Annotated in this window: 16 protein-coding genes; 9 read left to right on the forward strand and 7 right to left on the reverse strand. The window is 56.0% G+C overall.

Annotated elements, in window-relative coordinates:
• Nucleotides 1–39: 39 nt before the first annotated feature.
• Together WJU16_RS22915 and WJU16_RS22920 are read right to left on the reverse strand one after the other, a co-directional pair.
• Nucleotides 40–1,071 (reverse strand): fatty acid desaturase, encoded by a 1,032-nt coding sequence (locus WJU16_RS22915; RefSeq protein ID WP_341835682.1) that lies wholly within the window; start codon nucleotides 1,069–1,071, stop codon nucleotides 40–42.
• Between the two features lie 10 nt (nucleotides 1,072–1,081).
• Entirely contained in the window at nucleotides 1,082–1,978 is an 897-nt protein-coding gene (locus tag WJU16_RS22920) for a lysophospholipid acyltransferase family protein (protein WP_341835683.1), read from the reverse strand.
• A gap of 349 nt (nucleotides 1,979–2,327) precedes the next feature.
• On the opposite strand from WJU16_RS22920, the gene WJU16_RS22925 reads away from it, so the two are divergent.
• Nucleotides 2,328–3,422, forward strand: a complete 1,095-nt coding sequence (locus WJU16_RS22925) for a Gfo/Idh/MocA family oxidoreductase (RefSeq protein ID WP_341835684.1) — start codon at nucleotides 2,328–2,330, stop codon at nucleotides 3,420–3,422.
• Between the two features lie 113 nt (nucleotides 3,423–3,535).
• Here the strand turns inward: WJU16_RS22925 and WJU16_RS22930 are convergent, their stop codons facing one another.
• From WJU16_RS22930 to WJU16_RS22950, 5 genes are read right to left on the reverse strand one after another with little or no spacing between them, the layout of a single operon-like run.
• On the reverse strand, nucleotides 3,536–3,946 hold the full coding sequence (locus WJU16_RS22930; RefSeq protein WP_341835685.1) for a hypothetical protein: 411 nt from the start codon (nucleotides 3,944–3,946) through the stop codon (nucleotides 3,536–3,538).
• 12 nt (nucleotides 3,947–3,958) lie between these two features.
• A complete protein-coding gene (locus WJU16_RS22935; RefSeq protein WP_341835686.1) occupies nucleotides 3,959–5,815 on the reverse strand; it encodes a RagB/SusD family nutrient uptake outer membrane protein in 1,857 nt (618 codons plus the stop codon).
• A 10-nt stretch (nucleotides 5,816–5,825) separates the two neighbouring features.
• Nucleotides 5,826–8,906 (reverse strand): TonB-dependent receptor, encoded by a 3,081-nt coding sequence (locus WJU16_RS22940; RefSeq protein WP_341835687.1) that lies wholly within the window; start codon nucleotides 8,904–8,906, stop codon nucleotides 5,826–5,828.
• Between the two features lie 11 nt (nucleotides 8,907–8,917).
• The gene (locus WJU16_RS22945; protein ID WP_341835688.1) at nucleotides 8,918–10,708 is read right to left on the reverse strand and encodes a RagB/SusD family nutrient uptake outer membrane protein; all 1,791 of its coding nucleotides are present in this window, start codon (nucleotides 10,706–10,708) and stop codon (nucleotides 8,918–8,920) included.
• Nucleotides 10,709–10,718: 10 nt separating this feature from the next.
• A complete protein-coding gene (locus WJU16_RS22950) occupies nucleotides 10,719–13,583 on the reverse strand; it encodes a TonB-dependent receptor (protein WP_341835689.1) in 2,865 nt (954 codons plus the stop codon).
• Between the two features lie 405 nt (nucleotides 13,584–13,988).
• Here WJU16_RS22950 and WJU16_RS22955 point away from each other — a divergent pair, with 405 nt between their 5' ends.
• From WJU16_RS22955 to WJU16_RS22990, 8 genes are all read left to right on the forward strand, one after another.
• Complete coding sequence (locus WJU16_RS22955) at nucleotides 13,989–14,990, forward strand: LacI family DNA-binding transcriptional regulator (RefSeq protein ID WP_341835690.1); 1,002 nt, start codon at nucleotides 13,989–13,991, stop codon at nucleotides 14,988–14,990.
• Nucleotides 14,991–15,138: 148 nt separating this feature from the next.
• Entirely contained in the window at nucleotides 15,139–15,678 is a 540-nt protein-coding gene (locus tag WJU16_RS22960; RefSeq protein WP_341835691.1) for a sigma-70 family RNA polymerase sigma factor, read from the forward strand.
• An 80-nt stretch (nucleotides 15,679–15,758) separates the two neighbouring features.
• Nucleotides 15,759–16,871, forward strand: coding sequence for a FecR domain-containing protein (locus WJU16_RS22965; RefSeq protein WP_341835692.1), 1,113 nt, complete (start codon nucleotides 15,759–15,761; stop codon nucleotides 16,869–16,871).
• Between the two features lie 89 nt (nucleotides 16,872–16,960).
• Entirely contained in the window at nucleotides 16,961–20,380 is a 3,420-nt protein-coding gene (locus tag WJU16_RS22970) for a SusC/RagA family TonB-linked outer membrane protein (RefSeq protein WP_341835693.1), read from the forward strand.
• Nucleotide 20,381: 1 nt separating this feature from the next.
• On the forward strand, nucleotides 20,382–21,860 hold the full coding sequence (locus WJU16_RS22975; protein WP_341835694.1) for a RagB/SusD family nutrient uptake outer membrane protein: 1,479 nt from the start codon (nucleotides 20,382–20,384) through the stop codon (nucleotides 21,858–21,860).
• 11 nt (nucleotides 21,861–21,871) lie between these two features.
• On the forward strand, nucleotides 21,872–22,585 hold the full coding sequence (locus WJU16_RS22980) for a DUF4843 domain-containing protein (protein WP_341835695.1): 714 nt from the start codon (nucleotides 21,872–21,874) through the stop codon (nucleotides 22,583–22,585).
• An 18-nt stretch (nucleotides 22,586–22,603) separates the two neighbouring features.
• Nucleotides 22,604–24,103 carry a PKD-like family lipoprotein gene (locus WJU16_RS22985; protein ID WP_341835696.1) on the forward strand — a complete coding sequence of 500 codons (1,500 nt, stop codon included), beginning with the start codon at nucleotides 22,604–22,606 and terminating at the stop codon, nucleotides 24,101–24,103.
• A 14-nt stretch (nucleotides 24,104–24,117) separates the two neighbouring features.
• Nucleotides 24,118–25,203, forward strand: coding sequence for a TlpA disulfide reductase family protein (locus tag WJU16_RS22990; RefSeq protein ID WP_341835697.1), 1,086 nt, complete (start codon nucleotides 24,118–24,120; stop codon nucleotides 25,201–25,203).
• Nucleotides 25,204–25,240 lie beyond the last annotated feature (37 nt).

Raw genomic sequence — 25,240 nt, forward strand, 5'->3', positions numbered from 1 at the left:
CCTGGGATGTAAACGGCTTTTGTATGACGCTAAGTCGGATTAATGTTTGTTGCCGGCGACAGGCGCGGTGTAGAGCCCGCTGATGGCCGTTTCGCGGGGGATGGGCGGCACGTCGGTCATGGTTTGTTGTTCCGGGTCCCAGACTTTGAGGCTGAGGCAGGCGCGGATATCTTTCCAGCTGAGGGAGGTGGTGGTGGCCGCTTGCAGCTCGGGAATGCCTTTATACGCTTCCGGCAGGCGGTAGAACGGGATGCGGGCATTGAGGTGGTGGATATGGTGCAGGCCGATGTTGCCGGTGAACCAGGCCATGAGCGGGCTCATGGTCATGTGGCTCGACGAAATGAGCGCGGCTTTGTCGTAGCACCATTCTTCTTTGGTATTGAACACTACGCCCGGGAAGTTGTGCTGGGCATAGAAAAGATACGTTCCGATGGCGGTGGCGATGAAGATGGGCGCCAGCACGAGCAGGGCCCAGGAAGCCCAGCCGAAGAATACGATCACGGCGGCCGAAGCGGCGATATGAAGGATCAGCGCGATGAGGGCGTCGTAGTGGCGGCGGGGGCTGGCGATGAAGGAGTTCACGCACATCCCGATGATGAACATAAAGAGGTATCCGAAGAGAATGGTCAGCGGGTGGCGGGTGAACAGGTAGATCCGGCGCTCGCGGCGGCTCATGGCGAGGAAACCTTTGACGGTGGCGATCGGGTAGGAGCCGATGCTGGCGCTGAAGAGCTTGGAATTGTGCTGGTGATGGTAATCATGCGAGCGCTTCCAGATGCTGGCGGGTGCGAGGATGTACATGCCGAATACCGTCATGATCGCATTGGCGGCCGGACTGTTCTTTAATATCGTATGATGCTGGAAATCGTGATAGATGATGAACATTCTCACGATCAGTAAGCCGGAAAGAAGGCTGAAGGCGATCCGCAACGCAAGATAAGGCATCACCATCGTGGCAGTGAGGGATGCGATGAGCAGACATAAGGTGCTTAAGGTGTACCACCAGCTCAGGGAGCGCTTTTCCTGCGCGTAATCTTTGGTAGCCAGAATAAGTTGTTTTCCTTCTAACATTGCGTTCTCTTTAAACAGTTGCGGTTGTTGGTTGTGTTTTTCTTTTATGTTTCCATCTTTTGTGCGACCACAGCCAGGTAGCGGGCTGGGCGATGATGTCGGCCTCGAGTTTGGCGGTATGGAGCGTGGTGATGTTGCCGGGGGCCTCCTGCGCGGGTGACTCCACCAGCACTTCAGCCGAAACGGAATAATACCCTCTTTTGATCCGCGATACGGAAACATACACCACCTGGTAATTCATTTTGGAAGCGATGCGCTCGGTGCCGGTAAAAACGGGCGTGTCCTGATGGAGGAACGGCACCCACTGGGCGCTGTCGGGCCGGGGCGACTGGTCGGCGATGAGCGCTGTGGCGTTGATTTCGCCGCGCAGTTTCACCATTTCACGGAACGTATCCTGCATGGGGATGAGCTTGGTGCCGAAGCGCGTGCGCATCCTGTACATCAGTCCGTTAAAATGTTTATTGGCTAATGGATGATACACAACGTACAACTGTTGCGGGCATAAAATGCTGAACGAATTCCCGGCCCATTCCCAGTTGCCTTTATGCCCCATCACCAATACCACACTTTTGCCTTCGGTATGCAGGCGTTTGAAAAGCGACACGGTGTCGGGCGTGAGCGCGCAATGCCGAAGCATGGCAGCCTTGCTGATGGTCAGCGTCTTGAACGTTTCCAGGAATAAATCGCAGAAATACCGGTAAAAATCCCGGCAGATCACGTCGCGCTCCGCTTCCGTCTTATCCGGAAAGGAATTGGCCAAATTCTGTTTCACTACCTTTTTACGGTAACCCACTACGTAGTACAAGAGGCAGAAAACCACGTCCGACAGCAAATACAGCAGCGGGAACGGGAGAATGCTGATCAGGTAAACGACCGGGAGCACCAGGTAGTAGAGGATAATAGTCAAATAGTCTCAGTTGTAGTTGTTGGCATAAAAGTGCAAAGGTACCCGTTTAAAACCGGATACTTCACTGTTTTATTATATACGGCTTCACAATATTCTGTTAAAAGAATATCTGACGGTAATATATAAAAATTAAATCTAATCATATTCATTATCACGGTTATAATCACACAAAAAGGTTACTGCTGTTGCCGGATGGCGGATATCCTGGCGATAAGTGTTGCGGGCGAGGTTTTTGCTGCGGATATCGGGTGCTGCTGTCATCATGACGGAAAATCAGGGCGCCACCCCTATATGGGTTTGGGATTCCCTGGGAATTTATTATCTTATCGAACCTTAAAAACCCTCGCCCATGCATCAATCCCGCCGCGACTTCCTCCATTACTCGGCGCTCCTCAGCGCTGCAGCGGTTGCTTCGCCACTGGCCGGCTTTGCCGGATTTTCCCAACAAAAGAAACTGGGCATCGCCCTGGTAGGCCTCGGCGGATACGCCACCAATCAGCTGGCGCCCGCCCTGATGCAGACGCAGTTCGTGGAGCTGCGCGGCATCGTCACGGGCACGCCGTCGAAGATCCCGAAGTGGGTGGAGAAGTACCGGATCCCGGAGAAGAACATCTACAATTATGAAAATTTCGACCGCATAGCGGACAATAAGGACATCGATGTGGTGTATATCGTGCTTCCGAACTCCATGCACGCGGAATTCACCGTCCGCGCGGCAAAGGCCGGCAAGCACGTTATCTGCGAAAAGCCCATGGCCGTGAGCGTGGCGGAAGGCCGGCAGATGATCGACGCCTGTAAAAAAGCGGGCAAACAGCTCGCCATCGGCTACCGCCTGCATTACGATCCCTTCCACCTGGAAATGATGCGGCTGAGCCGGGAGAAAGTATTCGGGGAAGTGAAACTCGTGGAAGCCAGCGATGGCTTCCGGGCCGGAGATCCCAATCAATGGCGCCTCAAGCACGCCCTCTCCGGCGGCGGCCCGCTGATGGACGTCGGCATTTACGCCATCCAGGGCGCCCGGTACACCATCGGGCTGGAGCCCATTTCCGTGACGGCGCAGGAATTCCCGAAAACCGATCCCGTCAAGTTTAAAGACGTGGAGGAATCCCTGGCCTGGCAACTGCAATTCCCCAACGGCGCCATCGCCAATTCGTTCACCACCTATATCACTGGCGTAAACCGGCTTTACGCCGCGGCGGAAAAAGGCTGGTTCGAAGTGAATAACGCCTACGGCTACGGCGGCCAGCAAGGGCGCACCAGTACCGGCGCCATGCCGTTCACCCACATCAACCAGCAAGCTGCGCACATGGATGGCGTATGTAAAGCCATCCTCGAAAACCGGCCCAATAACGTGCCGGGTGAGGAAGGCCTCCGTGATATGAAAGTCATCGAAGCCATCTACGCCTCCGCCGCCGCAGGTGGCAAATCGGTAAAAATTGGCTGATTAAACAATAAAGCATAGAAAAAGCCTTCGGATACCGAAGGCTTTTTCTATTAGGAAATTTTGGCGGAAGGAAAAAGGCCGGCCCCAGAAGGAGCCGGCGTTCTCATAGCACGTTACGGTGTTACACGTATGACGAATGTCCTGCTCGTGGGCTTGCCGTCGAGGTCGGTGGCGTCGATGCGGATGGTGGTTTCCGCCGTTATACCCGTCAGCACGTAGTTGACATGGTACACGTTCGGCGACAGCCGGAAGTCATTATAGGATTCCAGGGGCGTTTCCGCGCCGCCGGTTTGCTTGTACATTTTAATTTCTTTCAGCTTCAAGGGCGCGCTCACGCGGGCTTTTACGTTCCATTCGGAAACGCCGGCGGGCAATGTCACCGCTACAAAGTCCGGGTTCTGCACGGCACTGCCTTCATAAAACAGGATCTCCGGCGGAAACTTGTCGAAAAATTCCTTGTCGCTTTTTTTGCAGCTGCTGAAAACCGCCAGTACTGCGGCGCATATTAAAAGTATGTTTCTCATGGTTGTTCAGTTTTACCAGCCTGGATTTTGTTGCATGTTCGGGTTATTGTTCACCTCGGATTGGGGAATGGGCAGCAGGTTATGTTTCTGCTGGAACACCCTTCTTTCCCAGACGAGGATTTTATACACGAAAGAACCGTCGGCTTTTTTGAGGATATCGTGCTCGTACACGGTTTTCTGCGTCTGTTCGCCGATGTTCCAGCGTCGGATGTCGAAGAAGCGGTGATCTTCGAACGCCAGTTCTATCCTGCGTTCGTTGCGGATGAACTTGCGCAGCTGCGCCTGGCTGGCCGGATTCCAGCCGTTGTTGGCGAAAGTGACGGCCACGGAAGGCATGTCTGCCCGCGCGCGGATTTTGTCCAGCGCGGCGATGGCCTCGCTGCGGTCGGCGCCGTCGGGGAGGTATTCGTTCATGGCTTCGGCGTAGTTCAGGAGCATTTCCACGAAGCGGTACACGGGGAAGCTGTGGTTGGTTTGCCCTTGCACGCCGCTGTTGTTGATGGAAATGTTTTTCGGATCCATGAACTTGCGCAGGAACAGGCCGGTGTGGGCGTAGCCGTTGAGGAACTCCTGCCCGAAGGATCCGTCTTCGCCCCGCCATGGGTTAAACGTGATCCCGCTGAACATGGAACCGTTGTACCAAAGTGAATGGTAGAACCGGGAGTCGCGGTTTGCGTATGGCTGCTGCGGATCAAATCCCGAAGCTGCGTTCACCAGGAACTGCCCGTTTCCGTCCAGTTTCGGCACGCCGTACTCGTCGGTCTGATATACCGGGTAGCCGTCTTTGGTCTCGAAGCACGCGGCGTAGTTGTAGGTGGGAAGGGTGTAGGAAGCGTCGCCCGAGCGCTGCATGGCGCCGGGCAGTTGCCATTTATCGAGCTCGTTGGTGAGGCCTTTCCGGGCGTAACCGAGGATATATTCCGTATTCACCCGCGTGATGAATACGTTGAACCAGCCCATCGCTTTCATGGAACCGGGATAGGTGACCCGGGTGCCGAAATAGTTATTGGGCTCCGTTCTCACCACCAGGCTATACACCGGCGCGCCGTTTTCGTCGGTATGATCGATCACGGCTTTTGCCGCCTCAGCCGCCGCGAGCCAGCGGTTGGCATCGTAGCCGCCCCACGACCAGGGGCTTTCGCTGCCGGAGGTGTTGCTGTTGAAGAGCGGGCTGGCGAGGTGCAGCATCACCCGGGCTTTCACAGCTTTGGCCATGCCGCTGGTCACGCGCATGTAGTCGCTGCCGGTTTGCCGCGCCGGCAGGTTGGCTGCCGCACGGTCGCATTCGTCGCTGATGAACTTTTGCATCTCGGCGAGGCTCGCGCGGCCGGAAAGCAATTCGGGGGAATCGCGTGTCAGCACTTTCGTGATCAGCGGCACGCTGCCGTACCAGCGAACGAGCTCCGCATAAAAATAGGCGCGCAGCAGCACGGCTTCGTACTTCAGGCGGTCGCGCACTTCAACGGAGTTCATATATTGCTCCGGGTCTATTGGCACATTGTCGATCTTGCTGAGGAAAAGGTTGCAGGCGCGGATGGCGGCGTAATAATCGGCCCAGCGCTTGAACTTGTCGGGCATGCTGGTGGGATTGTAGGCGCCTACGTGTACGTTGTTCACCCATCCCCACCAGGGGCGCGATTCACCGTCGTCGGTGCAGGCGTCGAGATACACGTTGTTATCCCAGCTGTAGGGGATGCGGCGGTAAATGTCCGTGAGGAATTCCTTGGTGTATTTGGCGTTGGTAAACACCCTTTCCTCATTCAGGTCGCCGGATTCCGCTTTGTCGAGCAGCCCCGCGCCGTCTTTGGTGCACGACGCGAGCGTGAGGAGCAGGAGGAAGTATGTCAGTTTTTTGATACTCGTTTTCATGATTGCTGTTTTACAAGGTTACTCTGACGCCCACGTTCCAGGTTCTCAGCTGGGGATAGGCTTTGCCGATCTCGCTGTCGGATTCAGGGTCCCAGTTCATCATTTTGTCCCAGGTGATGAGGTTGTTTCCGTTCACGAAAAAGCGGGCGCTTGACATGCGCATGCGCGACAGGAGCGGCTTGCGCAGGTTGTAGCCGATCTCTACCGTTTTCAGCCGTACGTAATTCCGCGTATACAGCCAGTAAGTGGATTTGCGGTGGTTGTTGGTATTTTCCGTGGGGTGAAGGCGGGGATAAGTGGCTTTGTCCCAGCTGGAAGGATCATCGGGGTTGTACCTGCCGAGGTGATGGCGCATCACTTTCCCGAGCTGGCTGAATTCCCACACCGCGTCTTCCCTGAAATACATATCCGCCCCGCCCGCGCCCTGGAACAGCGCGCTGACGTCAAACCCTTTGTAGCTGCCGCCTACGGTGAGGCCGTAAATGAATTCCGGAACAACTCCCTTGCCGATGGCGCCTTCATCGTAGCTGTCGATCAGCCCGTCGCCGTTACGGTCGGCGTACTTGATATCGCCGGGATACACCACGCCGTAGGAAGGAATGGGCATTTTGCTTTTGAGTACAGGGAAACCGCCTTCCAGTTGCAGCTGTCCGTTGGCATCCAGCTCGAAATCGTCCATGGAATACAGGCCGATGTCGGTCAGCCCGAAGTGCTGGCCGATCTGGCGGCCTTCCCTTTTCTGCCAGTCATACCGTTTGCCTTCTTCGTCAATCCGCTGGATAACGTTGCGGGCGAAGGTGAAGTTGCCTTTGAAGAAGTAGGTGAAGTCGCCTTTCTTGTCGTTGAACCCAAGCTCCATGTCAAAGCCTTTGTTGCGCACGCGTCCGAGGTTTTCGGGGGGCAGGCCCTGACCGTCTTTCCGGGTGTCGTTCTGGGGGTTGTTCATGCCGAACACGAGGGGGACGGAATAAGGGATGGCGAGGATGTCGCGGCGGTTTTCCGCGAAAACATCGGCCGTCAGGGTGATGCGGTTATCCCACATCCGCGCATCGAAACCAATATTGGATTTTTTCGCGCGTTCCCAGGTTACGAAAGCGTTGCCGGGCTGCCCTTCGATAATGCCCCTTTCTGAACCGGGCTGCTCGCCCCAGTAGATCCTCCAGCCGTCTTCGGCCGGTGCATAATTGTACCGTTGCTCGTAGAGATAGTTAAACTTCCCGATCCTGTCGTTGCCAATCTCGCCATATGAGCCTCTGATTTTCAGGTAGTTGACGAAATTATCCCTTCCCCAGAACGCTTCTTCGGAAGCTACCCATCCCAGCGAAACCGCCGGGAAAAATCCGTATCTCCGGCTGGGATCGAATTGCATGGAGCCGTTGTAACCGGCGTTCACTTCAAACAGGTATTTATTCCGGTATCCGTAAGTGGCGCGCCCCACCCAGCCCAGGTACCCCGTGGGGATCCTGGCTTCTTCAAACTGCTGGATCTGCTGGTACAGCACCATGGCCGTTACCGCATGATCGCCGAAGGTGCGGTTGTAATTCAACGACCCTTCGAAATGCTGCCGCCGGAAGCCTGGCTTCCGGTCTGTCGAAATGGAAATTTCCGTGGCGTTTTTGTTGAGGAGGTACTGCCCGAAACGGGTGTACTCATACAACAAAGGCTTCTCCACGATGTCGCGCCGCGATTCGATGGAGCTGACGAAACCTACCAGCGTGCGGAACGACAAGCCCTTGGTTATCTTGTTCAGGTCTTGCTTGATGGTGAAAGCACCTTCCAGTACGTTCTTGTTGCGGTGGCGGTTGCCGAACTGCGAGAGCAGGGCATACGGCGACAACCGGCTTTCGTCGGAACGCCCGCCGATGCTGCCATCCGGGTTGATGTAAGATTGAAAATTCGGGGGCAGCCTTCTCAGTTTATCGAACAGGTCTTCTTCGAAGTTGGGCTGTTTCCTTTCCTCGAACCGCCCGGTCAGATCGAGCCCCAGTTTGAGCGTGGGGTTCACGGTGAAGTCGAGGTTGGAGCGGAAGGTCATGCGGTCGTACACCGTATTGGTCGGGTAACGGGAATTGCTGAATTCCTTGTACAGCCCTTCCTGGTGGAGGTGGTTGGCGGAGATAAAGTACGACAGCACCTCGTTGCCGCCTCTTACGCTCACATTCGACAGCTGCTGCCAGGAAGCCTTGCGCATGAAGTCTTCATAATAGTCATTGTCCGGGTGCGTGTACGGCGAGTTCTTCAGGCGGTAATGCTCGAGGTCGCTGGCGGTATATTCGGCTGGTTTGCCTTCGTTTTTCAGCGCTTCGTTGGTGAGCAGCGCGAAATCGTAGGAGCCGAGGTAATCGGGTTTGCGGATGGGTTGCTGCACGGCGGCCTGCGTCGAAATAGACAGTACCGGCCGGCCGGGGGCGCCGCGTTTGGTGGTGATGAGGATTACGCCGTTGGCGCCGCGGACGCCATACACCGCTGTGGCGGATGCGTCTTTGAGCACGGAGAAGGTCTCAATGTCGGTGGGATCGATCTGCTGCCATTCCCTTTCCACCCCGTCGACCAGCACCAGCGGCGCGGTAGTATTGGTGGTGGCCATCCCGCGGATGTAGATCTGCGCATCGTCGGCGCCCGGTTTGCCGGAGCCCATGACGGTTACCACGCCGGATACACGCCCGGCGATGGCGTTGGAAAGATTGGGGGTGGATGCGCGCTGCAGTTCTTCGGCTTTCACCTGGGAAATGGCGCCTACCACGCTGGCTTTCTTCTGTGTACCATAACCGACCACCACATAATCGCCGAGCTTGGTGGCGTCGGATTCGAGGGTGATGTGTACGATGGATTTAGCGCCAACCGTCACTTCCTGGGTCACATAGCCCACGTATGTGATTTGCAGCACGGGGGCGTTGCCGGTCAGCGTGATTTTGAACTCGCCTTTGGGATCGGTGACCGTCCGGTTGGAGGTGCCTTTCTCCGTGATGCCGGCGCCGATCAGGAGCTCGCCGGCGGCGTCCACCACCTTCCCGGTGATGGTTTTGCTCTGAGCCATCGCTGCCGGGATGGAAAAACAGAGCAGTATGAGGAACGTTAGTATTTTTTTCATCTGTCTTGATTTTATTGCCAATCCGGGTTTTGGCGCATTTGCGGATTACGGTTCATTTCGATTTGCGGGATCGGGAAGAAGTAATGTTTCTTGTCGAACAGCTTCTGTTCCACCTGCACGGTCGGGTCATACGTAAATGAGCCATCGCCGTTGCGGGTGATTTCCACGCCGCGGATGAATTTCGGCAGGGTTTCGATCGTCATCCACCGCCTTACATCGAAGTACCGGTGATCCTCAAAAGCCAGTTCTATCCTGCGTTCGTTGCGGATGAAATCGCGCAGGGTAGTTTGGTTCAGTGCAACGCCGCGGTTGGCCATCGCCGTTTCGACGGTGGGCATGCCCGCGCGCTCGCGTACGAGGTTCAGCGCCTGAACGGGCGTCAGTCCGCCGGACGCAGCCACATAAGAGGGCCCGCCAGCTTCGTTTCCGGCTTCGGCGAGGTTGAGCAGCACTTCCGCATACCGGAAATACACCCAGTTGTGATAAGTATTGCCGTTGCCCTGTGCGGGGTTTACGTTGGCGTAATCCATGAATTTGTTGAGGTAATATCCCGTTTCGGTTTTGGCGTTTCCGCTGGCATTCACACCGCCGGTGAAGATCTGGAACGTGTAATTGTTCTGACCGGCGAAGCGGTTGTAACGCGCGCCGTTATAAATGATGCTGGCGTAGAACCGGGGATCGCGGTTGGCGTAGGGTGCAGCGGCGTGCGTGGCGTTGTTCCAGCTGAAAAGCGTGCCGTCCGCCATCTCATAGGCGTCCACGAGGTCCTGGGAAGGACAGGTGCCGCCTCTCGCGTTGGTAAACCCAGCCGGGAAGTTGTCGTTTTCCGTATCGCGGTTGGGCGTGCGCAGCCGGGCGAAGATAAGCTCGCGGTTGGTGGTGCCGGCGCCCCAGGCGTTGAAGAAGCTGGAATAGTTCGTTTGCCCGTTGGCGCCGGGTTTGTAGAGCGTATACCAGTTCAGGTTCACGACGTCCTGCGCGGCCTGGGCGGCAATCGCCCAGCGGTCGGCCACGGGCGTGGTGTAGGCCGTGAGGGAATCCGCGCCGGCGCGGTTGTAAAGCGGGCTGGCGGCGTACAGCAATATTTTCGCTTTGAGGGCCAGGCAGCTGCCCCTGTCTGCACGGCCCACTTCATTCGGCTCATAATAGGGCTCTTCGGGCAGCAGGGCAAACGCCGCGTCGCAGTCGCGAACGATGAAATCCACGACCGACTTCACCGAGTTGCGGGGAATGAGCACATCTTCGGAAGCTTCGAACGATCGGTCCACGATCGGGATGCCGCCCCAGCGCTGGAAGAGGAACCAGTGGTGGAGGGCGCGAAGGAAGAGCGCCTCGCCCATCATGCGGTTACGGAAACGGTCGGTAACGGTGGAGGGCAAAAGATGGAGGTTTTTGATGGCGGTGTTGGCTTTGCGGTTGCCATGATAGCCGCCGTACTTCATCCAGGCGCCGATCTCACCCGCGCCGTCGCCCGCGCGCCAGTATTTCATGTTGGAAGGGTTCCAGTTGCCGGCGCTCATGCGCTGCGCAGCGGAAGGAACGGTTTTGTTGGTGGAAACGTGCATCGCTTCGTCGGTCGCGGAAGCCAGCATGGCGTTGCCGTCGAGCCAGTTGAAGGAATTGGACACGTCTGCCGGGAGGTCGGTGTAGGCGTTGTTGATGAAGAGCTCGGCCCGGCCGGAGTCGCTGAACACGAACTGGGCGGATTTGAACTCCACCGGCACCACGTTCAGCGGTTTCATGCAGGATGCCGCCGCCAGGCAGATGGGTATGGAAAGTATCGTCAGGTTACGTTTTTTCATTTTCAAGCTTTTAGAAGGTGACACTGATACCGGCGTTGATGATGCGCTGGATCGGATACAGCACGTAGTGGCTGGAGCGGGCTTCGGTGTCTACCAGGCCGGTGGACGACCAGGTGAAGAGGTTGTAGCCGCTGGCGTAGATGCGCGCATTGTCGAGCCGGATCTTTTCCGCGAATTTTTTCGGCAAGGTATATCCCAGTTCCAGCGTTTTCAGCCGTACCATGTTGCCATCGCGCAGCCAGTAGGTGGAAGTGCGCTGGTTGTTGGCTTTGTTGCTGAGGGAAAGGCGCGGATAAGTGGCGTTCGCCTGGCTGGAAGGATCTTCCGGATTGAAGCGCCCAAGGTGATGGTCGCGCACGGTGCCGTTGTCGTGGAATTCCCATACGGATTCGCCGGTGAGGCCCAGCTGCTGGCCGTTTTGGCCGGTGAACAGCAGGTTGAGGTCGATGCCCTTGAAACGGAGCCCCAGTCCCGCGCCGTATTGCAGCGTGGGGAAGTTCCCCTGGCCAAGGTATACTTCGTCGTATGCGTCAATCACGTTGTCGCCGTTCTGGTCTTTGTATTTGATGTCACCCGGACGAACCTGTCCGAACGTCTGCGTGGGGCTCGCGTCGATCTCGTCCTGGTTCTGGAACAACCCGAGGGCTTCCAGTCCGTATATGGCGTCGAGCGGGCGGCCGGTACGGGCCTGGTACGCGAAGCGCGGGATTTCCTCGCCGCGGTTGATCACTTTGTTTTCCGCGCGCGTCACCGTACCGAGGAGCGAAACCTCGAGGCCGCCGAACTGCTGGGTATACCGCAGCGATGCGTCGAAGCCTTTGTTTTCGATGATCCCGATCGGGAAATCCGGGAAACGGATACCCATCAGATAGGGAAGGGCGGGCTGGATCATGATGTCGGTATTCTTTTCGTAGAAGTAATCAAACGTCACGTTCAGCCTGTTCTTCAGGAACACCGCATCTATCCCCACATTCGTTTTATGTACCTTTTCCCAGGTCACGTTGTCCAACGCGAAGGCCGTTTCGTTCCAGCCGCTGTAGCCCACCGACGTATACCCGAAATTCACGCCGCCGGCGCCTGCGTATTTCTGGAACCAGAGGAAATATCCCCCGATATCGTCGTTGCCGGTGATGCCGTACGAGCCGCGCAGCTTGAGGAAGTTGATCCAGGAATTATCCTTCAGGAAATTTTCTTCCGTCAGCACCCAGCCCAGCGAAGCCGCGGGGAAGAAACCGAATTTGTGGCCGGGCAGGAATTGTTCGGATCCCTGATAACCGAAATTGAATTCGGCGAGGTAACGTTTGTTGAACGCGTAAGACACGCGCCCGTTGCCGCCGAGGTAAGCCCTGGGGATATTGGTGCCGTCTTCCGTGGAAATAATCCGCTGGTTCATCGCCACAACGGCAGACACGGCGTGGAGTCCAAACGTGCGCTGGTAGTTCAGCGCGCCTTCATAGTTGAGGATACGGCGGGTGGAAGGGTATTCCACGCCGGACGACATCTGCGAATCCGACCCGGTTTCCACGTATTTGATGCTGCCGTCAGGATTATATTCCACGTCGCCGCTGGGCTGGCGCAGGTCAAACACTTTGAAGCCTTTGCTGCGGTTGGTCACCATGTCGTACCAGCTGTCGAACGCCACGGTACCCTGCACGGAAAGTCCGGGGGTAATGAAGTCGAGCTCGTGTTTGGCGCGGAGCGTGGCAAACATGCTGCGGACATAATACAGTGAATACCCCTGCCGGTTCAGGAGGCCGTAAGGGTTGGCGGACCAGTCCTTCGTACCGCCCAGCTTGCCATCTGGCGTGAACACGGGGAAGGCGTTGGGTGGCGTTTTGTAGAGCGAGCGGAAAACGCGCAGCGCCGCGTCGCCACGGGCGCCGGGATAGGTACGCTGCTCTTGCCTGCCGGAGATATCGAGCGAAATGCCGAATCGTTTGTTCACATTCACATCGATGTTGGACCGGAGGGTGATCATGTTGAAGTCCGCATTGGTATTATAAGTATTGGCGGATTTGTCGACTTTATACAGCCCGCTGTTGCCGGTGTATCCTGCGGAAAGGAAGTAGCGGGCGTTTTTATTGCCGCCTTCCACGCTGGCGCTGTAACGCTGTTGCCAGGTGGATTTGTTCATGTATTGGTCGTACCAGTTGATGTCGGGGTAGAGGTAGCGGTCCATATCGGATGCGTAAATCCCCATCGACGCGTTCTTGTATTTCTCCAGGTCGCTTTCGCTGTATCGCGGCGCATTCCCGTCGTTGGTGAGCGCTTCGTTGTAGAGTGTGGCGTAGTCGTACGAATTGAGGAGGTTGGGCTTTGTGGTAGGGGCCTTGACGCCGGCGCGTGCGTTGAAGGTGATCTTGATTTTGCCTTCCTGTCCGCGTTTGGTGGTGACGAGGATGATGCCGTTGCCGCCCCGCAGCCCGTATTGCGCCGTAGCCGCAGCGTCTTTCAGGACGGTGATGCTTTCGATTTCGTTGGGATCGAGGAAGTCCATGCTCCGTTCGAATCCGTCGATGAGGATCACGGGGCTGTTGGTGCGGAAGGTGCGTTTGCCGCGCATCTGGAAGGTGGCGCTTTCGTCGCCGGGCTCGCCGTTGTTCTGCATGACGAATAGTCCCGACAGCAAACCTTGAAAGCGGTTTTCGTTGTTGATGACCGGCACGTTTTCTACGGAAGCGCCCCTGATCTGCGAGAAAGATCCCGTTACTTCCTGCAGCAGTTGTTTGCCGTTGAAAGTATGGATGCGAGTGGAACTGTCGGGCTTCTGCGCTGCGGCTGACAGCGAGAGGCTCAGGCAGATGATGACCCCGATGGAAGCTCTCAGATACAAATGGTATTTGAGCAGGGCCATGCTGGATACTGATCTTTTCATAGCGTGAATGTTCAATTGATGGTATTAATACGTGTTCTGATTTCGGTTGAAAAGGGACGCAGATAGCCCATCCGCGCCCTGCCGGGGCGGTTGAAGGATGGATGATATGCATGTCCGGGCTGTGTCCTGGCACGGAGGCGTGTCAAGAAAATCGGTGCGTCACGGGACAGGAATAATACAGCGGTACAGGCTGGTTATCAGCTGGTGCAAGTCATGTGTTTCGTCATAATAATTTACTGTTTCGAACGTGGTATTACTTTGTGGAACTATATTTGCGACGGTTAACTTAGTCAAACTTATAACGCTAAATCGATTTTTTTACGGAAACGTTTCCGTGAAAAGCGGGTTGTTTTGCGTAACATGTCGTTGGAAAAGCGTTATTTTATAAGAGGTTCGAGCAGATTCATGAATAAGATTGACATCAGATATCTGGCAAAGGAACTGAATCTCGCCATTTCTACAGTATCACGTGCATTAAGGGATAGCCATGAAATAAGCCCCGAGACGAAGGAGAAGGTGTTTGCCCTGGCCAAGCGGCTGAATTACCAGCCGAATCCGAATGCCAGCGGTTTGCGCGGACAGAAGTCGAAAATTATTGCAGTGGTGATCCCGGATATGGTGAATGATTTCTTTTCGCTTGTCATCAGCGGGATCGAGAAGATCACGCAGGCACAGGGGTATCATTTCCTCCTGTATTTCACCCATGGCGATCACGCCCTGGAAGTTTCTTTCATCAATACGCTGGCGAATGGCCGGGTGGATGGCGTGCTGCTTTCCATCACCGACGAAAACAACAATAACGAGCACCTCGAAGAGTTGAACCGCAAAGGCATCCCGCTGGTGCTGTTCGACCGGGTGAGCGAGCGGCTGGATAATGTGAAGGTGACGTCCGACAACTACGAAAGCGCCGTCACCGCCACGCGGCACCTTATCGATACGGGTTGCAAAAAGATCGCTTACCTGAAGGTGCATAAGAGCATTCCCGTAGGCACAATCCGGGAAAGCGGCTACCTGGAGGCGCTGGAGAAATATTCGAAGCAGCCGGCGCCGCTCATCCTGGAATGTACCAACGACAACGACGAAGCGTTCGCCGCCATCCGCAACATGCTGGAAAAGGAAAAGCCCGATGGCATATTTGCATCGCTGGAAAAGCTGGCGGTAGTGTGTTACCGGGTGTGCGAGCAGGTGCAACTGAAAATTCCGGAAGATATTAAGGTCATCAGTTTTTCTAATCTGCAGACGGCGGCGCTGCTGAATCCTTCGCTTACCACCATCACCCAGCCTGCATTCGAAATCGGGGAAACCGCGGCGCGGGAGTTGCTGCGTATTATCCGGAAAAAGGGCGGGGCGAAAGGAGATGTGGTGCTGAAATCGCGGCTGATTGAAAGAAGATCGACCTCAAAATAATTGCTATATCCCGATATTAATTGCTGTTAACATGTAATGAATGTAGGGGTAGATGAAGAAAATTTTGCACCACAATAGACATTTTATTGTATTTTGTGCAACGAATCAACCATTTGTATAGAATCAATCAACCAATTTGGGGCTTGCTTTGGAGGATATTGAATTACTTACACGAATAGGCAGAGACGATCACCAGGCTTTTACAGAACTTTACGAGCGTTACTGGGACCGGTTGTACGCTTCCGCGTATTTTCACCTGAAAGATGCGGAGGCGGCGGAGGAATTGGTGCAGGACGTTTTCGTGAACATCTGGCAGAAGCGTGGCGAACTGACCGTTCAGTCGGTGCAGCCCTATCTGGCGGCGATGCTCCGCTACGCCGTATTCCGCCATCTCGACAATGCCCGCCGCCGCCGCGAGCACCATCACGCCGCACAGCGCTACACGCCGCATGCGCAAGCCCCCGGGCAGATCGACGACAAGCTGCTGCTCGAAATGGTCGGCAAGCTGAGCGACCAGCTCCCCAAAAAGTGCAGCCTGGTTTTCCGCGCCAGCAAACTCCACGACCGCGCGCTGCCCGATGTAGCCGAAGAAATGGGCATCTCCCTCAAAACCGCCGAAGCCCATCTTACCAAAGCCCTCAAATCCATCCGGATCAGCCTTGGCAGGGCATTTCATCTCTTTTTCTGATTCCGTGCCACATTATTATAAAAAATATTTAACATTCACTAAGGGTAATCCTTTTTGAGACGACTCTATACTTACAGCAGATGGATCATCAACGCATAGCAGAACTGGCCGGAAAATTCCTGGCAGGCACCGCCTCCGAAGCGGAGCAGGCGGAATTGCACGCCTGGTACGACAATGTCGCCGCTTCCGGCGAATTACCGGGAGATGCCGCCGCTGTACGACGCAGGATGCTGGAGCAGGTGCAGCAACGCACCCGGCCCGTTCGCCGCATATGGCCCAGGCGCCTCGCCGCCGCGGCTGTGCTCGCGGGAATATGTGCTGCGGGTTGGTACCTGCTGCGATCCACGCCATCTCCCAATACAACCGCCATCACCGGGATGATGGCCGACGTTCGCCCCGGCGGCGACAAGGCCACGCTCACCCTGGCTGACGGTTCCGTGATTGAACTGGATACCGCCCGCAATGGTGCGCTCGCCGCACAAGGCGGCGCTACGGTAGCGAAGGCGGCGGGTACTGAATTGGTGTACGAAGACGAAGCCGCGGCAGATGGCCCCCCGGTATACAACACCATCGCCACACCCAGGGGCGGTCAGTTCCAGGTGCGCTTGCCCGACGGCAGCCGCGTTTGGCTCAACGCCGCTTCGCAATTGCGTTTCCCGGCATCGTTCAGGGGCGCGGAAAGGCGCGTGGAACTGCGGGGCGAAGCATTCTTCGACATCCAGGGAGATCCGGCGCATCCCTTCATCGTGGCCATGCCCGATATGGAAGTGGCTGTGCTCGGCACGCAATTTAACGTGTCGGCATACGAAAGCGAGAAACAGAAAACGGTACTGCTGCAAGGCGCCGTGCGCCTGCAATCGCCGCAGCATGCGGTGACGCTGAAACCAGGGCAGTCGGCCCGGTGGGACCGCGGCAGCCGTATGACCGTGGAAGATGATCCTTATGCGGAAGACGCAGCGGCGTGGAAAGACGGCATGTTCATTTTTACGAAAGCGCCGCTGGCCGAAATTATGATGCAATTAAGCCGATGGTATAACATCGAAGCAAGATATGAGACGGAAACATTGAAGGGAGTTGTATTCACAGGACAAATCTCCCGCGGGGAAAATTTATCAGAAGTATTGAAAATGTTGGAAATGACGGGTACCATTCATTTCCATACCGAGAACAGGATTGTAACGGCCAGGCCGTAAGTGATCCTCATAAGCCAAAATCTGGAAGCTGTTCCATCGTGACGCATTCGCAGTTGCTATTTGTAATGTTTTAAACGTACTGTACCAGTATGAGAAGTACCTATTATCTTAATTCGCCCCCAGGGGCGGGCAGGCGGAGCATTGTCCGTACTGCATGCTTCATCCTGCTATTGATACTCGCGGCCGGACAGGCCGGAGCGCAGCAGGTGACCCTTACCGTGAAAGACATGCCGCTGTCCGGAGTCTTCCGGGAGCTGCGGAAACAGACAGGGTATTCCTTCATCTACAACAACGCCAGCCTGAAGGATGCCAAACCCGTGACCCTGCGTGTCACCAACGCCAGCCTGCAACAGGCGCTGAACGCGGCGCTGGAAGGGCAGCCGGTGTCTTATTCCATCAACAACAAAACCGTCATCCTCAAGGCCGGCGAGCCTGTGCGCAGGCAGGAGCCGGAGAAGGAGGCCAGCAACGACCCGGTGGAAGTGAAAGGCCGGCTGATCGACGCGAAAACGCAGGAACCTATTGTGGGCGCCACCATCGTCGTGAAAGGCACTTCCAGGGGCATGGTATCGGGACTGAAAGGGGAGTTCGCCATCCAGGTAAATCCCGGCGAGCAGCTGCAGATTAGCTACCTGGGGTTCGAATCGCAGACGGTGACGCCGAAAGCGGGAGAGGCGCTGACCATCTCTCTCAAGGCTTCGCAGCAGTCCATCAAAGACGTGGTAGTGACGGGGATGTACAGCCGACCGAAGGCCAACTTCACCGGCGCGGCTTCTTCGTTTACGAGAGAAGATCTCAACAAGGTGACCAACAACAACGTCCTGACCGCGCTCAGCGCGCTGGATCCCTCGTTCCAGATGCCCGACAATCTCAATTTCGGCTCCAACCCGAACGCGCTGCCCGAAGTAACGCTGCGCGGCGGCAACAGCCTGGTAGACCTCAGCGCGGGTAACAACGCCAATACTTTCAACTACGCCAATTCACCGAACGTGCCCCTGTTCATCCTCGATGGTTTCGAGGTGAACCTGCAGCGCATCAACGACCTCGACCTGAACCGCATCGCGAAAGTGGATATCCTCAAGGATGCTGCGGCTACGTCGATCTACGGTTCGCGCGCGGCCAACGGGGTGATCGTGATCGAGACCGTCCGCCCGCAAAGCGGCCGCCTCAACATCACCTACAGCGGCAACGTGAACGTGGAAGCACCGGACCTGCGCGGGTACGACCTGCTGGACGCCCGCGAGAAATTGAATTTTGAGCGCAGCATCGGCACGTATGATAATACCTGGAACTGGCAGGATGAGAATTATAAACTGTACTACAACCACCGCCTCGGGGAAGTGGAGCGCGGCGTGAATACCGACTGGATGGCGTTGCCGCTGCGGGCAGCCGTTGGCCAGAAACATAACATTTACGTGGAAGGCGGCGGGAACGAGGCGCTGTATGGCGTCAACCTCAGCTACGATCAGCGGGAAGGCGTGATGAAAGGCTCGGACCGCCGGAATATCATGGCGGGTACGTACCTGAGCTACCGGTACAAGAACCTGCAATTCCGCAATGAACTTTCCCTTGGTTTCAACAAGGCCAACAATTCGCCCTACGGGCATTTCCGTCAATACACACAGCTCAATCCGTACTGGACGCCTTACGACGAGCATGGCAATATGAAAATGTTCCTGGAGGAAGTATACGGCCCCAGCGGCAACCGGCTTTCCCAGTTCGACCTGTACGACAACCTGGACGGGCAGAACCCCGGCAGAGCGCTCAACCCGTTGTACAACACGACGCTGAATACAGTGGACAACCGCAGCTATTACAACCTCACCAACAATTTCGTGCTGATCTGGCAGGCGAAGCCCTGGCTCCGCGTGAACGCCAGGCTGGCGTATATGCGCCAGAACGACGAAGCGAACGTGTTCCGGCCTGCGCAGCATACGGCATTCGTACAAACGCCGACCTTCGAGAAAGGCAGCTACACCCGTTCGACGGGGATCAATACTTCGCTGGACGGCTTCCTGGGCGCGGACATAAACAAGTCTTTTGGCAAGCATAGCATTTACAGCACATTGGCGACCAACCTTCAGGAGCAAGCTTACAGCACGGCTACGGTGAAAGTGGTTGGGTTCCCCAACCCACGTATGGACCAGTTCATCCTCGGCGGCAAGTACGCGGAAGGTGACCGGCCTTTCGGAATGGAGAGCACCGCGCGCCTGGCCGGCTTCATCGGCAACCTGAGTTATTCTTACGATAGCCGTTACCTGGTCGACGTATCGTACCGGGTGGATGGCTCGTCGCGCTTTGGGTCCGAACGCCGCTTCGCGCCTTTCTGGTCGGTGGGCCTCGGTTATAACCTGCACCGCGAATCCTTCATCCGGGATATTTCTTGGATCAACCGCCTGAAATTGCGCTATACCTTCGGCTATACCGGTTCCCAGAATTTCGACAGTTACCTGGGCGTTACCACCAGCCAGTACTTCCCGATGTCCGACTACCGCGGCATCGTGGGCTCGGGCCTGATGGGCTACGGCAACACGGCGCTGGGCTGGCAGCAAACGCGCAAGTCTAACTTCGGTGCAGACATTACCCTGTTCAACAAGCTGGACGTGACGGCCAACTACTTCGTAGACCGCACCCAGGGCAGCATCGCCCGGATCTCCACGGCGCCGTCTACCGGTTTCCCTTTCTATTATGAGAACATGGGCGATGTGCTGAACAAAGGATGGGAAGTGAGCGCCCGTTACAATATCATCAACAGCGTGAATAGCCGCGACAACTGGTCGGTGTTCGTGAATGCGTTCCAGGTGAAGAATTCCATCGAAAGGGTTTCCAATACCATCGCGCAGATGAACAAGCGCGCGGATACGACTTTATCGTCCACGCCGCTGCCGCGCTATGCCGCGGGGCAATCCACCACGGCCATTTGGGTGGTGCCCAGCCTGGGCATCGATCCTTCCACGGGCGAGGAGATCTTCCTTACCCGCGACGGCAGGCTTACCAACACCTACAGCCCGCTCGACCAGATCATCGTTGGCGACAGGCAGCCGAAAGTACAAGGCACCTTCGGTACCAACGCCGAGATCCGTGGCGTGGGGCTGAACGTATTTTTCCGGTTCCGCTATGGCGGGCAGGCGTATAACCAGACGCTGATCGACCGGGTGGAGAACGTGAACGCCTCCATGTATAACGTAGACCGCCGGGTGGCGGAAGAGCGCTGGATGAAGCCGGGCGACGTGGTGTTCTTTAAAGGCATCAGGAATGCTTCCGGCGGCAACAATGGCCTCACGCGCGCATCTTCCCGCTTCGTGCAGGATGATAATGAGCTGAGCTGCGAGAGCCTGTCGGTGTATTACCGTTTCCCGGACGGGATGATGGACAAGTATCGCATGAGAAACACCCGCATCACGTTCTTCACGGGTGATCTGTTCCGGTTCTCCAGCATCCGGCGCGAGCGCGGGCTGGATTATCCTTTCTCGAAAACTTATACGCTCCAAATTCAAACTACTTTCTGATATGAAACAATACCGCATACTGATATTGGGGGGAATGATGGCAGCAGCTTCCATGCTGGGCGCCTGTTCCAAGTGGCTGGATGTGACGCCGAAAACGCAGATGAAGGAAGACGAGCAGTTTTCTTCCCGCCAGGGTTATATCGATGCCTTGTTCGGTATCTACCAGCGTTCGGCAGCGGATTCGCTGTACGGCAACAACCTTTCGTTCGGACTGGTGGAATTACTGGCTGGCCGCTACGAAAACAAGGCGGGCACGGGTAACTGGTATGGCCAGCTCGCGCGTTACAATTATACTTACAACGCCACCGGGCTGAATGTGGAAAACGAGATAGCGGAGATCTGGGCCACTTCTTACGCCTGCATCGCCCAGGCGAACTATATCCTGCGGAATGTCGACAACGGGAAATCGCTCCTCGGCGAACAGGCCTACCGGATCATCAAAGGTGAGTCTCTGGCATTGCGGGCTTTCCTGCACTTCGACCTGCTGCGGCTGTACGCACCCGTTCCCGGCCCGGCTAACGATGCCCAACCAGCCATTCCGTACATGGACGCATTTACGATTATGCCGAAAGAACGGCAATCCGTAGCACAGATACTTACCCGTATCGAAGCGGAGCTGCTGGAAGCGGAGGAATTGCTGTCTGTCCACACCGATATCGACCAGATTGCCAATAACCAGAATTCCACCAGCGGCGACCTTTTCCTCATGTTCCGGCAAAACCACCTGAATTACTGGGCCGTAAAGGCATTGCTTGCCCGTATGTACCTGTATAAAGGCGATAAGCCGAATGCGCTCAAATACGCACAGGAAGTGATTGCCAGCAATAAATTCCGCCTGATGACCGCCGCCGACGTGGTTAGCACCGATCCTGCGGCCATCGATTCCGACCTTACCCTGACCCGCGAGCACATCTTCTCGATTTATGTGTCGCACCTCAAGCGTGTATCTGACAACATTTTCAAAGCGGCGGTATCGTTCAACGACGACGGGCGCGACCTGTACAACACGCAAACGAAGATCAACACCATGTTCGAAGCGAGCATGCCGGGTTATGGAACGGATATTCGCCTGCCGGTGCAGGCGCGCTCGTTCTGGACAGTGGCAACGACCCAGGGCAACATCTACACGAGGAAGTTCCATGCGGATAATGAGCGGAACGTAAGGCAGCGCCTGGTGCCTGTGATCCGCGTGCCGGAAATGTATTACATCGCAGCCGAAGCTTCCGCCAATCCCGACGACGGACTGGGATTCCTCAATGCCGTCCGCTCCGCGCGTGGCCTCCCCGAGCTCGCCTCTTCCACCAACCTGGAAGCGGAAATCATGAAGGAGTACCGGAAGGAATTTTACGGCGAAGGGCAACTCTGGTATTACTTCAAGCGGAAAAATACCGCCACGATCCCCGACGGCGTGGGTGGCACGATGACAGAAACGAAATACATTTTTCCCCTGCCGCTGGATGAGATCCAGTTCGGTAAATAAATTCGAGCAACATGAAACTCAGATATATTGCCATATTGTCTGCCTTCGCATCTCTTGCGGCCTGCAGACAGGACGACCGGCTGATGTACCAGCAGGATTCGCGGATCTATTTCACCAAGAACGTCGTGAACGCCGACAGCCTCGTGTATTCCTTCGCCGTGAAGGATGCATCGCTGATGAAAGACACGGCATGGATCACGCTGCGCATTATGGGCTTGCCTGCTGATAAAGACCGCGCCATCAACATCGCCGTTTCGGACACTTCCACGGCGAAACTGGGATACCACTTTGAGATGGGGCCGCTGGTCATGCCGGCGGATTCTTTCCAGAAGCGTATTCCCGTCATCCTGTACCGCAAACCTGGAATGAAAGATAGCATCCTGACCATAGACTTGTCTGTTCAGGAATCCGCAGATTTCAAGCCGGGGTACAACGACAAGCCCGCATCTTCGCCGATCGACCGTTTGCATTACAAGATCAGCGTGACCGACCAGTTGCTGAAACCCGCGCGCTGGGATGTGAGCCTGGCCGGCAGCTTCGGAGCGTATTCGGAGACGAAATTCCGGTTCATGATCCAGTCTACCGGCAAAACGGATTGGAACAGCACCATTTTCCCGGCTGATCAGCAATTCCTCATCCAGACGGTGAAATATGCCTTGTATAAATACGAGGAGCAATTTGGGCCGATGATAGACGAAAACGGAGATCGTGTAGAATTCCCTTAACCGATTAATCGCATTGCAATGAGAATTCAAATACTGACCCTGCTTTCGGCGGTAAGCCTGGCAGGATGTTATAAAGACAATGGAAATTACGATTACAAGCCTGTTAACAAAATCGTGATCGAAGGCGGCAGTGCGCCGGAAGCGTTGAGCGTGGTGTTCAATGACAGCCTGAAAATTTCGCCGGATATCGAGCAGTCGATGCCTGCGGCGGAGGCAGACCTGATGTATGAATGGACCGTTTACGACAACAGTCCGTCGTCCTCCTATGTTGTGCCAACCGACACTGTTTCGCGAGAGCGGAACCTGGCCATTAAAGTTGGGAGCCCTGTGTTTATCCTGGGGCAAAACTACCGGCTGGGGTATAAGGTGACGGATAAGCGCACCGGTCTTTCGGGTGTTCATTATTACAATCTCACCATCGGCAACAAATACGCCCGCGGCTGGATGTTCCTGGAGCAGATCGGCAACAATAGTGATTTTTCGATGATTCTGCCCGACGGTTCGGCAGAGCATCAAATCTATTCCACGATCAATGCCGGCCTTACCATAGGCAAGCCGGTGAAATTGGAGCTGTCGGCGTGGTCGATTACGGACGATATATCGGCTTCCTCGCGCAGGATGTACCTGTTGTATGAAAACGGCGGGATGGAGTTGAATTACCAGACACTGCAGCATAAGTTCGATTTCGGATACCTGTTCTTCCTCGCACCGGAGGTGCAGAAGCCCGTGGTGCAGACCTGGATGAGCAATACCCCTCCGGGATGGACGCCTTCGGCTTCGATGGGGATTGCGATCAACGACGGGAAGGTGCATGCCAACCTGGTGGGTGGTTTTCCGGGTTCCAAGAAGTGGGGTGGTGTTTTGCTGACGCCGGAGGGAACGCCGAATTATACCGTATCGCCTTACGTGGTGGGCGGTTCCACTTATACGGCCATTGTGCACGACAATGTGGGCAAGCGCTTCCTGTCGGTGGCCACCAGCGGGTTGCAGCGCTTTCCGACGCAGGTGAGCACGGAATTCGATATGAACAATACCGGAATGGACCTGGTGTTCATGGATTCGGCTAACGTAACAAGGTATTACAATGCCGTAATGAAAGATGCGGCCGGGGTGCCTTGGCTGCTGCAATTCAAGGCGATCGTGAATACGGGAGAATCGCCGGTGATCACGCTGGCCAAACAGCAGATGAACGCACCGGGTGCCGCGCAACTGACGGCGGCGGCGGGTTCTACTATCACCCCGCATATATTTTATGCTACCGGCAACAAAATCATGCGTTACGAAACCACTTCGAATACTGCGGCTGAGGAACATGTGTTTCCTGCAACTGAGCAGGTGACAAGTATGAAATTCCGGCGCGAGCCGGGCGGCGTTTCGAAACTGGTAGCGGCCACCTGGAACGGTACGGCGGGACGCGTGTACATTTTCGATGTGTCCAACATCGGGGATATCAGCCTGTCGGGTAACGCCTACGGCGGCTTCGGAAGAATCGTGGATATCGGTTATAAAGTACCATAAATCGAATATAGCAGATGAAAAAAATTAGCATATTGATCGGATGCCTCGCCGCAGGCATGCCCTTGTTCGCTCAGCAGGGCTTCAAATTGAAGGGCCGCGTGGCGGGCATCGAAGGAAAGAAAGTGTACCTGCGCTGGCAGGAAGGGAAGTCAAACAAGTCGGATTCTGTTGTGAGCAAAGACGGCTCCTTCTCTTTCTCCGGCAAGCTGAAGGGCGCTACGCTGCAGTTTCTGAGCGTGGAAGGCGCCCGCGGCGGATATAGCTTCATCGGGGAAAACAAACCGATGACCTTTACGGCCGACAGTAACCTGGCGAACGCCGCACTGAAGGGCTCGGCTTCACAGGCGCAGTGGCTGGAGTGGGGGAGCACCTGGAGCGGGATCACGAAGAAAGCCGGCGGATTATACCAGCGCATCGATTCCGCGACCAAAGCGAAGGACTCCGTAGGCCTGGCGCAGGCACGCCAGGGATTCGCGGACCTCGACAATGAACTGGATTCCGCGGTTACCCAGTTTGTGCGCCGCTACCCGGCATCACCCGTGTCGCCCCTGATTATCATCCACCGCTTCATCGATTACCCGAACCCGCCGAAAGTGGAGCGCCTGTTTGCCATGCTGGCCCCCGCAGCGAAAAACTCCGTTTACGGCCAGCAAATTACCGAACACCAGCGCATCGCTTCCAAAACGGGCATCGGCGCCAAGCCAGACTTCGCCCTGGCGGATACCAGCGGTAACATCGTGAAACTCTCATCGTTCAAGGGTAAATACGTGCTGGTGGATTTCTGGGCCAGCTGGTGCGGTCCCTGCCGGAAGGAGAACCCCAACGTAGTGGCGGCTTACCAGAAGTACCAAGATAAAGGCTTCACCGTGCTCGGCGTTACCCTCGACACGAAGAAGGACGCCTGGCTCGCGGCCATCGCCAAAGACGGCCTCACATGGACGCACGTGGGCGACCTCGAAGGCTGGAAGAGCCCCATCGTGGAAGAATACGGCATTCGCGCCGTGCCTACCAACTTCCTGCTGGACCCCAGCGGCAAAGTGATCGCCAAAGACCTCCGCGAACAAGCGCTGCAAGACAAACTCGAAGCCATCTTCAAGTAGCCTGCAGTCAACGCATAAAGAAAGCCCCGTACAGCGA

This window comes from Chitinophaga pollutisoli, assembly GCF_038396755.1.
Lineage (GTDB): Bacteria > Bacteroidota > Bacteroidia > Chitinophagales > Chitinophagaceae > Chitinophaga > Chitinophaga pollutisoli.

Coding starts and splice junctions, on each gene's coding strand:
- WJU16_RS22915 (WP_341835682.1), bottom strand. CDS start 1,071: ATGTTAGAAGGAAAACAACTTATTCTGGCTACCAAAGATTACGCGCAG.
- WJU16_RS22925 (WP_341835684.1), top strand. CDS start 2,328: ATGCATCAATCCCGCCGCGACTTCCTCCATTACTCGGCGCTCCTCAGC.
- WJU16_RS22930 (WP_341835685.1), bottom strand. CDS start 3,946: ATGAGAAACATACTTTTAATATGCGCCGCAGTACTGGCGGTTTTCAGC.
- WJU16_RS22935 (WP_341835686.1), bottom strand. CDS start 5,815: ATGAAAACGAGTATCAAAAAACTGACATACTTCCTCCTGCTCCTCACG.
- WJU16_RS22940 (WP_341835687.1), bottom strand. CDS start 8,906: ATGAAAAAAATACTAACGTTCCTCATACTGCTCTGTTTTTCCATCCCG.
- WJU16_RS22945 (WP_341835688.1), bottom strand. CDS start 10,708: ATGAAAAAACGTAACCTGACGATACTTTCCATACCCATCTGCCTGGCG.
- WJU16_RS22950 (WP_341835689.1), bottom strand. CDS start 13,583: ATGAAAAGATCAGTATCCAGCATGGCCCTGCTCAAATACCATTTGTAT.
- WJU16_RS22955 (WP_341835690.1), top strand. CDS start 13,989: ATGAATAAGATTGACATCAGATATCTGGCAAAGGAACTGAATCTCGCC.
- WJU16_RS22965 (WP_341835692.1), top strand. CDS start 15,759: ATGGATCATCAACGCATAGCAGAACTGGCCGGAAAATTCCTGGCAGGC.
- WJU16_RS22970 (WP_341835693.1), top strand. CDS start 16,961: ATGAGAAGTACCTATTATCTTAATTCGCCCCCAGGGGCGGGCAGGCGG.
- WJU16_RS22975 (WP_341835694.1), top strand. CDS start 20,382: ATGAAACAATACCGCATACTGATATTGGGGGGAATGATGGCAGCAGCT.
- WJU16_RS22980 (WP_341835695.1), top strand. CDS start 21,872: ATGAAACTCAGATATATTGCCATATTGTCTGCCTTCGCATCTCTTGCG.
- WJU16_RS22985 (WP_341835696.1), top strand. CDS start 22,604: ATGAGAATTCAAATACTGACCCTGCTTTCGGCGGTAAGCCTGGCAGGA.
- WJU16_RS22990 (WP_341835697.1), top strand. CDS start 24,118: ATGAAAAAAATTAGCATATTGATCGGATGCCTCGCCGCAGGCATGCCC.